Origin of the sequence: Lysinibacillus sp. NPDC058147, from assembly GCF_042884205.1 — a bacterium.
Taxonomy (GTDB): Bacteria; Bacillota; Bacilli; order Bacillales_A; family Planococcaceae; genus Lysinibacillus.
In genome coordinates this window covers 116031-129568 of the sequence record NZ_JBHVUJ010000002.1, presented here as the reverse complement: position 1 = coordinate 129568, position 13538 = coordinate 116031, and the positions used below count along the sequence as shown (strand labels likewise).

Genomic DNA, 13538 nt, shown 5'->3' with positions numbered 1-13538 from the left:
GAAGTCCAGGTGCTCCTGTCGATCCTGTTATTCCTTGAACCCCGGTTGCTCCTGTTGTTCCTGTTATTCCTTGAAATCCAGTTGCTCCTGTCGATCCTGTTATTCCTTGAACCCCGGTTGCTCCTGTTGTTCCTGTTATTCCTTGAAGTCCAGTTGCTCCTGTCGATCCTGTTATTCCTTGAACCCCAGTTGCTCCTGTTGCTCCTGTTATTCCTTGAACCCCGGTTGCTCCTGTTGTTCCTGTTATTCCTTGAAGTCCAGTTGCTCCTGTCGATCCTGTTATTCCTTGAACCCCGGTTGCTCCTGTTGTTCCTGTTATTCCTTGAAGTCCAGTTGCTCCTGTCGCCCCTGTTGTTCCTCGAAACCCAGTTGCTCCTGTTGCTCCTGTTGCTCCTGTTGCCCCTATTCTCCCCTCAATAATTTGCAGTCCAGTTGCACCAGTTTCTCCGTTTAACCCTCTTTGGAAGTTATTAAATTTCATTGGATCACCTCCTCCCCTATTTCATAATATTTTTATTAGAAATAATGAGATAGACGTAACACTAGGTTATACAACCTAAAAAAATAGATAAAGTGATCCTATTAATAATTAATATTGTTTTACGTTTTCTAGCTTCTTTGGAGGAGAGGATTTCTTGCATCGTACCAACAACATATCTACGGAATGCAGCATTTCAAACAGGCATATTTAAGAGGAATAAAAATTTGCAACAACTAGGAAATTTTAAAAAAATATTTTTCATTTCCGACATTCTTGGCTACTATAAATGTTTTATGGACACACGAATGGACAGTATCTATCACGATAAAATGCTAATTCTTACTTTGGAACTTATCAAAAAATAGGTATGAAGTAATAACGGAAGAATGACAACTTGAGCTGTTTCTTTTGTTACATTGAAAATCAAACATGCAAAATGCGATGCTTTTATTCAAGCACCGCACTCATAAATTGATTAAAAATTTATTTTGATTCCATTACTGCATAGTAATTGTTTTCGTTATCCGCAAAATTAAATACCCTACTTGAAGGCATGTTGACAATTTCTCCGACAATAACGTTTTTGTTTAATAGGTCATTATATAATTTATCGATATCTTCCGAGAAAAACATCAAAGAAGGTGTACCAAGATTCATTTCAGGTTGCATTTTAGCAATCAATTCCTTATTATGGAGAATGATTCTTGTCGCCGCTTCTTTAATTGGAGCAATTTCAATCCATTTCATTCCTTGGCCGTTATCTTCCTCTGAAATTACACTAAATCCTACTTTTTCTGTCCAAAACTCTTTTGCTTCATCCTGGTTATTAACATACAACATGATTTGACCGACTTTATTAATCATTTATTTTTTATACTCCCTTAAAATGTCTTACTTTACTTACTATAGCGACTGTACATGCTCATTCAAACGGTCCCATGTTTCTGTGATGCCTTGTAGCATACCCATATCCATAACAGTTTTAAGAGCCTCTGCAGACACATATTCTGCACGGTTTATCAGCTTAGTCTTTCCTCCCAAATCGACGAATTCCAATGTAATCTCGGTCGAAGGCATGGAATCATCCGAATTACCTTCAGCATCCGAAAAATAATCTGTATAGCTGATCTTCTCAGGCTCGATTATCTCCTTATAAACCCCTTTTCCCCACGCTTCCATACCAAAAAAGTCACCTAAGTTTTCATCGACACACTTCATACAGTAGTGCCAAACACCTCCTGGACGGAAATCAACGGTGCAGACTGGAATTTCCCATCCTCTCGGCCCCCACCAACGTTTCAGATGCTCTGGCTCTTTAAACATCTTGAATAATAAATCTCGTGGAGCATCGAAAACGCGCTCTAGTATAAGTACGCGTTCATTTTCTACTCTTGATACCATTGAATTGTTTGACATTTTAATTCCTCCTTGATGATGAAATGGTTTTATGATTTTTCTTTTTTTTGCAATTCCTTCAAATATTCATCTAAATTATCGAATCTTTCTTGCATTACACTCTGGAAGGACTGTATCCAAGAATCTAGCGCTTGGAATGGCTCGGGCCGGAGCTTGTAGATCCGACGGTTTGCTTCTGCCTGCACTTCCACAATCCCGTTGTCGCTAAGTACTTTTAGATGCTTTGAAGTTTGGGGTTGCCTCAATCCAAGTTGGTCAGCAATTTCACCCACGGTTAGAGGACCCTGGCGCAAGAGTTCGACGATATTCAAACGATTTGGTTCAGACAAAGCGCTCAACGTCATTATGTTTACTCCTGGAATTTTCCCTGACATGTCTCTCACCTCGTAAAATGATGTTGCCGTAAAAAAAATCTACATCAGCACAGGTTTTATGATCCTGTTAATCAAAATATAACCAAAGAGGAATATTATAAAGAAGCAGCCTTTCAACTACTTCATCCTTTGAGCCAAAATATTGTTTCTCACTTTAATAAGTTGTAATAGAAAGTTTCCTGGGCTTTCTAATATCTCTAATAACTAACCTTAAACAAAGGAACTTATGCTCGACGCTTTTGAAATGCTGCAGTACCATTTTCTTTAAGCATTTGATAAACTGTTTTCCAAACATTATGATCAGGATTTGGTTCTTGACCTTTTCCCATCAATTTAAACTGCTGTTCATACCAAACAAGTTCTAACATAGAAGCTATTTTCTTATCTAAAATATTTATACGTGTTCGTATCGGTTTAATAGTTACAGTTTTGTACGTACCTTTTATTATTTGATTAGGAAAGTCTGGATTTAATGCAAATAACTTTCCAACGCCAACCATATCCACTGCACCACTTTCGATTGCTTCAGTCATTCCTTCTTCAGAACGGAAACCTCCTGTAACAACTAAAGTTGTTTTTACCAATTCACGTGCTTTTTGAGCGTATTCTAAAAAATATGCTTCGCGTTTCTTTGTACTTTCACGTACTCCATCAAACATTTTAGGATTTTCATAATTACCACCTGAGATTTCAATTAAATCTACTCCAAGCGAATCCATTTTTTGAAGAACTATCATTGATTCTTCTTCTGAAAAACCACCACGTTGGAAGTCTGCAGAATTTAATTTCAAACCAACGGGGAAATCGTCTCCAACTTGTTTACGTATTTCTTCGTATATTTCAATTAAAAATTTCATACGACCATTTATATCCCCACCCCACTCGTCTTGACGCTTATTGTGATGAGGGGATAAAAATTGATTGATTAAATATCCATGCGCCGCGTGGATTTGGACACCTGTAAATCCTGCTTTTCTTGCTATTCGAGCTGTGTTACCAAATCGTTCAATTAGTTCCCAAATTTCATTAGGCGTTAGTGCACGTGGCTCATTGAAGAAATCTTTAATATCGCCTGTAAGAGGAATGGCACTCGGTGCGACGGGATATTTAGAGAGTGTTTTGGGCGATTGTTTTCCAGGATGATTCAATTGCATCCAGAGCTGTGTGTCATTTTTAGTACCTGCTTTTGCCCATTTTTTTAAGATTTCTAAATCTCGTTCGTCTTCGATAACCACATTACCAGGTTCTCCAAGAGCTCTTCGATCAACCATTACATTTCCTGTCACTAATAATCCAGCTCCTCCTTGTGCCCACCGGGAATAAAGATTCACCAGATTGTCCGTTGGATTATTAGTTACCGTTGCCATCGCCTCACTCATAGCAGCTTTATAAAAACGATTTTTTACGATAAATTTTGTAGACTTATTCATAGATGTATTCAAAATTGAGGTTTTCATTTTTATGTTCCTTTCATTAACTTTTAGAGGGTTCTATATGCTCTGCAATATAATCATCCATTTGTTGTAGTAAATTTTTTAACATTTTCAAACTGTTATTATGTGGGTCAATATAATAATAATTCTTTGTAGATTCACGTCTTACATTAACAACTTTAGCTTCTTTTAATACTTTTAAATGATGGGACACAGCTGGACGTGATAAATGTGTTTTTTGAGTAATTTCACCGACACGCATTCCATCTTCACAACTTACTCCTATTAGAGCAAAAATGATTGCTTGTCTTGTTGTATCTCCAATGGCACTAAAATAGTCTGGCATGCCAAAAATTCTTCTGCTAATACACTAAGTTTTTCAACTTCCTTCATTTGCTGTATCTCCTCTTTAGTTTAATCGATTAAACTAAAGGCATCTTATCATATTTTTTTAAGAAAATTTCAATGAGAAAGAAAGTCGAGACCAATAAATTTGCATTGTAATTTATAAATTCTTAACACATATTTTTCTCGCAATGTAGTCCTACTGATTAATCAAATTTGCTCGACTCTCCCTTACTACTTTGCTAATTGTCTTCATAATTTAAACCTCCACCTCATCAAAATAGTCAAGTATATACCCATTCTTTGATCTAACCAAATATACTCATTCTATAAGGTCTTATACAGGATTATTTTCTGACTACTTATTTTTATATACACATCCGATATTAATACCTAAAATGGAATATAGAGGGATGATTTGAAAAACTATTCTATATAGAATCAATGTCTACTTTATTCTTATCTGTTTAGAGTGTAGAAAAAGTAGAAGTTTTCAAGAGTTTAGGAACACCAATATTCTTTTATAGACTATTCCAATACTTATATAATGGAGAGGATAAGATGGCGTTTAAAACACCAGAAGGCGAGGCACTTTTTCAGCAAGCCTATAGTAATAATTTAAATCGTTGGAATGTTTCATATGAAATATTGAATATACCGACAACATACGGAAATACGCATGTCATAGCCACTGGTGAAAAGGAACTTCCGCCAGTTATCTTGCTTCACGGAGCAGGAATGGGATCAACCATTTGGTATGCGAATATTGATGCATTGAGCAAGATTCGCTGCGTTTATGCAGTTGATGCAATTGGGGATATAAACAAAAGCGAACCTCTTCGTTCCATCTGCGATCCTGAGGACATGGGGAAATGGATGACTGAAATTCTGGATCATCTTGGTATTGAAAAAACAGATATTATCGGACATTCGGCTGGTGGGTATATTTCGTTAAATATCACGACATCGATACAAAGCAGGATAAATAAGATGGTCCTTTTAGCCCCTGCTGCTTCATTTGTCCCGTTTCATAAACAATTTTTCCTTCGTCTTGCTGTTATAAACGCCATAAGACGTAAAGGATTCATCCAGCGATTTTTTTGTGATTGGTTCATCGCAAAAGGAAATACCATCGATAACGAAGTCTTTGATCAATTCATTTACGGGGTATTGCATTACAAATGGCAGGTAAAGCCCGTCATCCCAAAAGTGATTCCAAAAGAAAAACTGCAAACCATTAAAGTTCAAACCTTATTATTGATGGGTGACAAAGAGGTCATCTACAATCCTAAACGTACTCTAATGCAAGCAAAAGCCAGCATTCCACATATAGAAACTTTAATGTTGCCAAATACAAGTCATTGCTTATTTATAGAGGATGCTAAAAAGGTAAACGATTCAATCATTAATTTTTTACATTAAGATGAACTGGACTCTTAAATGACGAGTACTAATGTTCATTAAATAATTGCCTTTTTTGGAGTAACAAAAAAGCCTCAATTTCTAAATTCAACAATGAGAAATTGGGGCTTTTTGATAGGCTTTTTGATATTGCAATTTCATAAACGTTGTAAATCTACATTTTCCTGAAGATTTTTGACTTGAGTTTTTTGTTATAACATTTCAAATTGTTCTCACAATAATTTGAATTGAATGTGAAATAATAATTAAAAAGCCTAAGACAATACAACATGTCCCTAGCGTACTCTTTTTATGATTTTTTTGCTTTACAAGTCCAAACATAATCAGGCATAATCCTATCGCAATAGATACTATTGATAGAATTATAAAAAATGGTGTACCAAATGAGGCTATAGGAAAAATATCTGATAATTGCATGTCAACTTCTCCCTTTTTAGATTCTAAATTTAACTATCGCTCTTCACCAAAATATGTACCCTGAGTGCTTTACACTGGCGTTGCATAAACCACTTCGTCCATTGTACTTCACCTCTTCTATTCCTACGGAGTTACCTCCCCCGTTTCCAATTAATCCAACAAAATTTTACCTGTCACTTTCTATTTATAATAGTACAAATCGATTTTCTCATTTTTCTTACTCAATCCTTACAAATTTATTAATTTAGAGACATTTTACAATTGTTGCATTCAGTGAAAAAATTCAAAGTAATTAATTGTGGGAATCCAAAGTCCTTTAGTTAAATCCCAAATTTCACCGTGAAAACAACCAAAAAATTTCGCATGAATCTGACGTTAGGAGCAAATGCTTTAGTTATGTTTACAGTTCTAGAGTCCAATGTAGCGACTAATGGTTGAAGATGCTTTTTATCCTCAAATAAGAACAAAAATATTTCAAAAGAACGATAAATACATTACAAATTCATTAAAACAGAAGTATTAGCTCATTATAAGATTGCGTCTTTATTGATTTTTCACTCAAAAAGTAAAAATAACTCCATCACTTTCTATAGGAGGAAAAAATGAATATAAAATTACGTCTTAAAATAATGATTTTTCTACAGTTTTTTATTTGGGGATCTTGGCTTGTGACATTTGGTTCTTATATGATTAATACCTTGAATTTTACTGGCGCACAAGTTGGATTCGTGTACAGTTCTAACGGTCTTGCAGCCATTATTATGCCAAGTTTAATCGGGATTATTGCAGATCGTTGGGTAAAAGCAAATGTGTTATACGGAATATTGCATTTCCTCGGTGCAATTACCCTATTTACAGCGGCTCAAATTTCAGATCCTACCATGATGTTTTGGGTTATGCTCTTTAACTCAATCGTTTATATGCCAACACTTGCTTTATCGAATACAATTTCTTATTTTTATCTGGAAAACAAAGGCTATGATGTTGTAAAGGACTTCCCACCTATTCGTGTCTATGGAACAATTGGTTTTATTCTTGCGATGTGGATTATTAGTCTTGCCAAAATTGAATTAAGCAATATTCAACTACTTATAGCTAGCGGATCTTCATTGTTTCTTGCACTATACACGATTTCTCTTCCTGCCTGCCCAACTTCTAATGCAATTAAGGACAAGTCGCTGGTAAGCCTTTTTGGACTAGACGCTTTCGTTCTTTTTAAAGATAAAAAAATGGCGTTGTTTTTAATTTTTGCCATGCTATTAGGTGTTGCGCTTCAAATTACGAATACATTTGGAGATCCATTTTTACACGACTTTGCGTTGAACCCTGATTATAAAAATAGTTTTGCTGTTAAATATCCAGCTATTTTATTATCAGTGTCACAAATTTCAGAGGTATTCTTTATTCTGACCATTCCATTTTTCTTACGTAAGTATGGCATTAAAAAAGTAATACTGATCAGTATGATTGGATGGACATTACGTTTTGTTTTCTTTGGGTATGGAAGCCCGATTGGTGGAGGATTCTTCTTATTGTTGTTATCAATGATTGTTTACGGTTGTGCCTTTGATTTCTTTAATATTTCGGGAGCCATTTTTGTGGAAAAAGAAGTCGATCATCGAATTCGTGGTAGCGCTCAAGGATTATTTAGTACAATGGTCAATGGCATAGGCGCCTATTTAGGAGCTGTCATTAGTGGAAAAGTAGTTGATCATTTCACAGTAGACGGAGTAAGAAACTGGCACAACATTTGGCTGGTTTTCGGGGCGTATACTCTTATTTTGGCATTCATTTTTGCAATTACTTTTAAATATAATCATGACAGTAATGCAATGAAAAATGTTACAACGAAACAGTGATTTATTAGGAATTATAGTAAAAGAGCCTTACCTTTCAAGGTATAAGGCTCTTTTACTGTAATGGAAATATTCACTAATAGATGTCCAAAATAATTAAGCAAAATCCGCTTAAAGGTTAAACGGAATAATGTTTTCTCCACTCTTCAAGAGACATCTCATTAAAACTCTCAATATCATCTAGTCTCAATGGTGTAATTAATTCTAATGAATTACCATCGGGGTCTGAGAAATAAATTGCACCATGTGCATGAGGATTATTTGACAGTACTAAAGGTTGATGTTCAGAAGTAAGGCCAAATTCTGTTCGAACTTCAATACCAATTGAAGACAACCACTCTTTTACATGCTCAAGATTATCTTCTTCAATTTTAAACGCCAAATGTCGGATAGATGGATGGTAGTTTACATGAACATTATCACTTTCCCATAAACCTAACCAGTTTTCTCCTTTAACGATCCAAAAGAAAGCAACTTTCCTTTTTGATAGGCGAGTTCTAACCCTAATTTTTTATAAAATACAATCGAGTTTTCTAAATTACTAACTGGTAAATGTGCTTTATATAAACCTTTTATCATGTCAATATTCTCCTATTTCGTCATTATTTATGAAATAGTGTAATAAAAGCACAAACCATTTACATCAATCTTTGGTCTGAAATATTAATGATCTCCAAATAAATCAAATTTCTTTATAGCTCCAGCTCAATTTCGGTAGAACAATTCACTAGGAAGATAATTGTGTAAACAAATTAAGTATCAGCACTAAATGATTGCCACAACAATAAGATAGATTGTGAAAACAATCATCGTAAAAACGCTACCGATTCTAATCAATTTGATTTGAATATCTGATAACTCAGGAATTTCTTTGTATCTCCATCGATCAAAGAAGAAATAGCTTTCCTCTGGCTGATACAAACTCCAAATACATAAGCCGTATATAGGTATGGATAAAACGATACTTAAGAATAACACCTTTTCATCCCCTTTTTAGTTCTACGATTAATATCGCTATTTGTTTCATACTTTTGTTGTTTTTTACAAAGAACCGTTTACATTTTGATTTTTTCATCATGTATACAGCTTTTCAATCATAGATAATTTTTCCGTAGCTATTCAAAGATTTATCCGGGTTTAACTAGCGGCAAAAGTCTCCTATAAAATATGAAATCCTCTCTACTAAAGCAAAATTGATTAAAGTGTATTCTAATATGAATGATTTTGAACAATCTGAGTATTGTCCTGAAAAAACGAATGACTCACTATAGTGCGCGTAAGTTTGATTAAAAATGGCCTACAATCTAGTACATTGACTGTAGGCATCTCATTTATTAGAATGATTCCGTTTCGTTTTTCATAACAAGTAACTTTAGTGTATTGCTTAATTCTTGAATACGACTTGTTGTGTTCATCATCATTTCTAGCATTTTATTTTCATCCTCCACTGAGCGCACAATCTCTCCTGTGGAAGTTGCATTTTGTTCAGTCATGGCATTCAGTTTTTCAATCTGTACTTGGATGGTTCCAAACTGGGTAATGGCGCTACTTAATTCATTCATCCCTCTAGTTAAATCAGTATTTGCCTTCGTAAATGTATCTTTCAAAACAGTGAAGAAGTTGCTCACATCTTGTAAAAGCATTTCCCCTTGTTGTAATGCTTTTTCACCGTCATCAGAGCGTTGATGAGCTTCTGTTGATTTTTCGAACAAAGTTTTCGTTACATTCGTAATGCTTACCGTAATAGCCGCACTTTCTTCTGCTAATTTCCGCACTTCATCTGCAACTATGGCGAATCCTTTACCATGTTCCCCCGCTCTCGCCGCTTCTATTGCCGCATTAAGAGCAAGTAGGTTCGTCTGTTCGGCAATATGCTGTATGCCCTTTAATAAGCTATCTACAGTTTTCAAGCTAGTCTGTAGCTCATTCACAGTTTCGGCTGTAGAACTCATCGCTTGATTCATCACGCCCATCTGCACCATCGCATCCTGCATTTTCTCCCATCCTACTAAAATCTCCTGCTGCAAATCAGTAGATTTAGAAACAGTATCCTCAGAAATAGCAAATGTTTCGGTAACAAAATACACAGATTCCTTCATCGTGCCATGAATCATTTGTAGACTAGATGACTCTTGCTGAATACTTGCGGAAATATCTTCAGTAGCTGAAAGAATTTGTTTACTAGTTCCAGTTATACTTTGCATATTTTGTTGGAATTGTGTAACATGCTCATCCAATGCTTGGCTACTTTTTTCAATTTCCTGAAACGTATTCTCTAGCTGATGTAATGACGCCTTCACTTCATTTTGCTGAATGGCAGTATGCTCAATTAGTTCATTGCCCCATTTTGCGATTAAATATAATGCAATAATAACGCCATTCATAATCGCAAGAAGCGTAATGAAAACAATCATGTCATTAGATGGCCCTAATAATGATTCAGACTTAGCGATATAAAGAGTCAGGAAAAAGATGTTTGTTAACACGCCAAAAAATGCTAGTAATTCTTTCTTAAAATAGAGAGCGATAATGGCCACCGAACAAATTAAAATATAATGTTTAGTTAAAGAAAAGCTATCGACTAAAAATAACGTAAAGACAACACTCGAAGGAATCATTCCAAAAATAAAGCCTTTAACGTATGTATTAATAGGTAAAAAATAATTACAAACTGCTAATGCAATTACAGCAAGACCAACGAATAAGAACATAATGCCCTTTGAAAGTATCATCGGTCCACAAATAAGCACTGCCAAAATTGAAATGATAGCTAAATTAACACGATGGACTTTTCGTGTATCGTAGCGAATTTTTTTCTCCATTAATAGATCCCCCTAAAAAATGAATGGACATTCAGTATATTTTTCTATTATTATAAAGTATAACTACTACTTTTTGTAGATAAAAATTGCATATTAGAGAATATTTTACACTCATTAGAACAAAGGGGGATTATTTTCATGGGGAGAGTCCAACAACTTGCACCAAATTTTTATTGTATTGATACACACGATTTAGATCGGGAACAGCGTACAAGCTCTTATTTGATTATCGATGAAAAAATTACATTAATCGAGACTTCTGCTAGTCCTTCTATGCCGTATATAGTAGAAGGTTTAGATGAGTTACATATTGATCTAGAGGATATTCAATATGTAATTGTTACGCATATCCATTTAGACCACGCTGGAGGTGCAGGCTTATTTTTACAAAGCTGTCCAAACGCTAAATTCGTTGTACATCCACGGGGTGTATCCCATATGGTTGATCCTAGTCGTCTAATCGCAAGTGCAAAGAGTGTTTACGGGGCAGAGTTTGATCGTCTATTTGATCCGATTTTACCTATCGATGCAGAACGCATTATAGAAATTGGACATGAGGAAGTACTGTCTTTAGGTCAACATCAGCTAACATTTTATCATACAGAAGGTCATGCCAAGCATCATGTTTCGATGCTTTATTCTGCTACGAATGGATTGTTTGTTGGAGATACAACCGGTGTACGTTATCCAGAAATGGAGAGCGAATCAATTGATTTAATTATTCCCTCCACTTCACCGAATCAGTATGACCCAGATACTATGGAGCAATCTATTCGGCTTTACGAAAAGTTAAATGCTACAGAATTGTATTTCGGTCATTTCGGTGCTTATAAAAATCCTGCTGAGGCATACAGACAAGTGCGCTACTGGACACCACTATTTCTAGCTGAAGGGAAAAAGGCGTTAACTGTATCTAGCGATTTTAAAGAACAAGTACAATTTTTAGATAGTCGCTTAAAGGATCTTTTGTACAACTATTTACAGGAAAATGATATCTCAGAAAATCATCCGGTTTATCAAACAATCCCATTCGATACCATTGTTTCGTCTATGGGGATTCTGGATTACTTAGAGAAAAAGAATTCCCAAAATTGAATCAGACTTAACTGGAGAGGAGCAATCCTCTCTGTTTTCTTTTATGTTCTTTTTTCTTCAACTGTTGCGATATGTTTAATTTCATCAGGCAAGCAAGTGAGTTCTGATTTAAAAAACTCTGGGAATAGAAAGGTATCCTGAAGATTCGAAAGAGGTAACCATTCTAACCTTTCTTCAATACCATCACTGGTGTAGCTTTCACACTTTACTTTTACTTCTACTTCATTTGATTTCATTAAATAGAAGAATGATATTTCATGAAAATGCGTTTCTCCAAATGGACCACTTTGAACTGGGAAAAAGTTTTCATGAATAAACACTAAACGATCAACTTCAAAATGCACTTTGGTTTCTTCAAAGCATTCCCGGATGATGGCTTCTTCTAACGTTTCCTGTAATTTCACTCTTCCCCCAACGGAGTAGTAGTAAGAGTCACGATTATTTTTAACCATCAGCACTTTACCATCTCGGATAATGATTGCGCCCACCCTCATATTGAATACACCATCTTTAGTTGGGAATGTGATGTCTTGCTTTTGTATATCCATCTAAATCTCCTACCTTTCAACTCGATATTGCACTGGACTACATTTGCGTTTATTCTTGGTTCGCTTGCCCAGAACTTTAAAGATTGAAAGCTAGAGCATGCTGCCCTCCCATGATAAACATTTGGCTAAACCCGTGAAACTTTATCATATTTTACCATATAAAAATACCATTATTAGACGGATACATATACAGATGTAGCAACTTTTAAATCTTAAAGGTATTGTTTTAATCATTATAGAATATAGAAAATAAAGGAAAAAATAAATAAGGGGTGAGTTAATTGAACAATGAATTTTGTAGTAAACACTTCCAGCTAGAACAAGTTGGTAAAGGTATATTTGCAGCAATAGCTAAAGAAGGTGGCGGGGCTGTAGCAAATGCAGGTTTTGTCGATTTAGGCGATAAAGTTATCGTTTTTGATACATTTAACACACAACAAGCATCTGAAGACTTAAAACTCATTGCAGAAAAAATAACAAACCGAGCTGTTACATGGGTTATTAACAGTCATTGGCATGGCGACCATATTCGAGGCAACCAAACATTTAAAGATACTATTATTATCTCCAGTCAAATTACATACTCAAAAATAAGAGACGTTCATCCCTCAAGATTTAGTAAGCAGAAAAATGATATTCAAGGCTTAAAAAACTATATTCAATCCTTAAAAGAACAGCTACAGCAAGCCAACGATCCCACATTACAATACCAAATAAATTCTCTAATTGAATTAAAGGAATCATTACCAACTTTAGAATTAGTATTACCGAACCAAACATTTAATAATGACATAACCTTTCAAGGAACGAAGCGCTGTGCAAAGCTTTTTACGTTAGGAGGAGGCCATTCATTTTGTGATGCAATGCTTTATATTCCTGATGAGAAAGTAATATTTATGGGTGATTTACTATTTGTGAATTGTCACCCAACGTTTTTTGAAGAGTCTGACCTTGTGACCTGGAGTAATATTTTAAAAACAGTTGAAAGACTAGAAATTGACGTGGCAGTACCGGGGCACGGTCCAACAGGTACAAAAGAAGATATCTCAATAATTTTAAATTACATTTCAGAATTAACTTCCATTGCAGAAAAGAGCAACCAAAACGAGGTTCCAGAAATACCTGTAATCTTTAAAGATTGGAGTTCACCGGAGATTTATCAGCAAAATATAAAACGATTAAGGGAACTGGCAAATCCTTAAAATTTAAGCTGTTAGATATAAATTAAAGAGAGGGCTTAGTAATTTGACCCTCTCTTTCCTCCATTTAAATGATCCAAGACAAATTGAAAATCCTACTCCATCCCTTTTAATCAGAATAAAAGGTAAG

Annotated in this window: 12 protein-coding genes and 3 pseudogenes; 4 read left to right on the top strand and 11 right to left on the bottom strand. The window is 35.1% G+C overall.

What is annotated here, in order from left to right; genetic code table 11:
- The 6 genes and pseudogenes from ACFVT8_RS05995 to ACFVT8_RS05970 form a co-directional block, all read right to left on the bottom strand.
- Positions 1-481, bottom strand: a pseudogene (locus ACFVT8_RS05995) (hypothetical protein); the annotation flags it as partial.
- A gap of 483 nt (positions 482-964) precedes the next feature.
- Positions 965-1345 carry a VOC family protein gene (locus ACFVT8_RS05990; protein ID WP_387082693.1) on the bottom strand — a complete coding sequence of 127 codons (381 nt, stop codon included), beginning with the start codon at positions 1343-1345 and terminating at the stop codon, positions 965-967.
- 39 nt (positions 1346-1384) lie between these two features.
- Positions 1385-1897 (bottom strand): SRPBCC domain-containing protein, encoded by a 513-nt coding sequence (locus ACFVT8_RS05985; protein WP_387082692.1) that lies wholly within the window; start codon positions 1895-1897, stop codon positions 1385-1387.
- Between the two features lie 29 nt (positions 1898-1926).
- On the bottom strand, positions 1927-2271 hold the full coding sequence (locus tag ACFVT8_RS05980) for an ArsR/SmtB family transcription factor (protein WP_387082691.1): 345 nt from the start codon (positions 2269-2271) through the stop codon (positions 1927-1929).
- A gap of 224 nt (positions 2272-2495) precedes the next feature.
- A complete protein-coding gene (locus ACFVT8_RS05975; protein ID WP_387082690.1) occupies positions 2496-3728 on the bottom strand; it encodes an NADH:flavin oxidoreductase/NADH oxidase family protein in 1233 nt (410 codons plus the stop codon).
- Between the two features lie 16 nt (positions 3729-3744).
- Positions 3745-4097: pseudogene (locus ACFVT8_RS05970) on the bottom strand (ArsR/SmtB family transcription factor).
- A gap of 513 nt (positions 4098-4610) precedes the next feature.
- On the opposite strand from ACFVT8_RS05970, the gene ACFVT8_RS05965 reads away from it, so the two are divergent.
- Positions 4611-5471 (top strand): alpha/beta fold hydrolase, encoded by an 861-nt coding sequence (locus tag ACFVT8_RS05965; RefSeq protein ID WP_387082689.1) that lies wholly within the window; start codon positions 4611-4613, stop codon positions 5469-5471.
- A gap of 201 nt (positions 5472-5672) precedes the next feature.
- Here the strand turns inward: ACFVT8_RS05965 and ACFVT8_RS05960 are convergent, their stop codons facing one another.
- Positions 5673-5888 carry a hypothetical protein gene (locus tag ACFVT8_RS05960; RefSeq protein WP_387082688.1) on the bottom strand — a complete coding sequence of 72 codons (216 nt, stop codon included), beginning with the start codon at positions 5886-5888 and terminating at the stop codon, positions 5673-5675.
- Positions 5889-6490: 602 nt separating this feature from the next.
- Here ACFVT8_RS05960 and ACFVT8_RS05955 point away from each other — a divergent pair.
- A complete protein-coding gene (locus ACFVT8_RS05955) occupies positions 6491-7747 on the top strand; it encodes a nucleoside permease (protein WP_387082687.1) in 1257 nt (418 codons plus the stop codon).
- A gap of 115 nt (positions 7748-7862) precedes the next feature.
- Here the strand turns inward: ACFVT8_RS05955 and ACFVT8_RS05950 are convergent.
- The 3 genes and pseudogenes from ACFVT8_RS05950 to ACFVT8_RS05940 all read right to left on the bottom strand — a co-directional run bounded on the left by ACFVT8_RS05950 (position 7863) and on the right by ACFVT8_RS05940 (position 10566).
- A pseudogene (locus ACFVT8_RS05950) lies at positions 7863-8323 on the bottom strand (VOC family protein).
- 186 nt (positions 8324-8509) lie between these two features.
- On the bottom strand, positions 8510-8722 hold the full coding sequence (locus ACFVT8_RS05945; protein ID WP_387082686.1) for a DUF6199 family natural product biosynthesis protein: 213 nt from the start codon (positions 8720-8722) through the stop codon (positions 8510-8512).
- Between the two features lie 356 nt (positions 8723-9078).
- Entirely contained in the window at positions 9079-10566 is a 1488-nt protein-coding gene (locus tag ACFVT8_RS05940; protein ID WP_387082685.1) for a methyl-accepting chemotaxis protein, read from the bottom strand.
- 138 nt (positions 10567-10704) lie between these two features.
- Between ACFVT8_RS05940 and ACFVT8_RS05935 the strand changes: the two genes are divergently transcribed.
- Positions 10705-11661 (top strand): MBL fold metallo-hydrolase, encoded by a 957-nt coding sequence (locus ACFVT8_RS05935; protein ID WP_387082684.1) that lies wholly within the window; start codon positions 10705-10707, stop codon positions 11659-11661.
- A gap of 41 nt (positions 11662-11702) precedes the next feature.
- Here the strand turns inward: ACFVT8_RS05935 and ACFVT8_RS05930 are convergent, their stop codons facing one another.
- Complete coding sequence (locus ACFVT8_RS05930) at positions 11703-12209, bottom strand: NUDIX hydrolase (protein WP_387082683.1); 507 nt, start codon at positions 12207-12209, stop codon at positions 11703-11705.
- 281 nt (positions 12210-12490) lie between these two features.
- On the opposite strand from ACFVT8_RS05930, the gene ACFVT8_RS05925 reads away from it, so the two are divergent.
- Complete coding sequence (locus ACFVT8_RS05925; protein WP_387082682.1) at positions 12491-13411, top strand: MBL fold metallo-hydrolase; 921 nt, start codon at positions 12491-12493, stop codon at positions 13409-13411.
- The last annotated feature ends 127 nt before the right edge of the window (positions 13412-13538 follow it).

What these genes read in the sequence shown, in the direction of transcription:
- ACFVT8_RS05965 (WP_387082689.1), top strand. Translation starts at nt 4,611, where the DNA reads ATGGCGTTTAAAACACCAGAAGGCGAGGCACTTTTTCAGCAAGCCTAT.
- ACFVT8_RS05985 (WP_387082692.1), bottom strand. Translation starts at nt 1,897, where the DNA reads ATGTCAAACAATTCAATGGTATCAAGAGTAGAAAATGAACGCGTACTT.
- ACFVT8_RS05935 (WP_387082684.1), top strand. Translation starts at nt 10,705, where the DNA reads ATGGGGAGAGTCCAACAACTTGCACCAAATTTTTATTGTATTGATACA.
- ACFVT8_RS05960 (WP_387082688.1), bottom strand. Translation starts at nt 5,888, where the DNA reads ATGCAATTATCAGATATTTTTCCTATAGCCTCATTTGGTACACCATTT.
- ACFVT8_RS05980 (WP_387082691.1), bottom strand. Translation starts at nt 2,271, where the DNA reads ATGTCAGGGAAAATTCCAGGAGTAAACATAATGACGTTGAGCGCTTTG.
- ACFVT8_RS05955 (WP_387082687.1), top strand. Translation starts at nt 6,491, where the DNA reads ATGAATATAAAATTACGTCTTAAAATAATGATTTTTCTACAGTTTTTT.
- ACFVT8_RS05990 (WP_387082693.1), bottom strand. Translation starts at nt 1,345, where the DNA reads ATGATTAATAAAGTCGGTCAAATCATGTTGTATGTTAATAACCAGGAT.
- ACFVT8_RS05940 (WP_387082685.1), bottom strand. Translation starts at nt 10,566, where the DNA reads ATGGAGAAAAAAATTCGCTACGATACACGAAAAGTCCATCGTGTTAAT.
- ACFVT8_RS05975 (WP_387082690.1), bottom strand. Translation starts at nt 3,728, where the DNA reads ATGAAAACCTCAATTTTGAATACATCTATGAATAAGTCTACAAAATTT.
- ACFVT8_RS05930 (WP_387082683.1), bottom strand. Translation starts at nt 12,209, where the DNA reads ATGGATATACAAAAGCAAGACATCACATTCCCAACTAAAGATGGTGTA.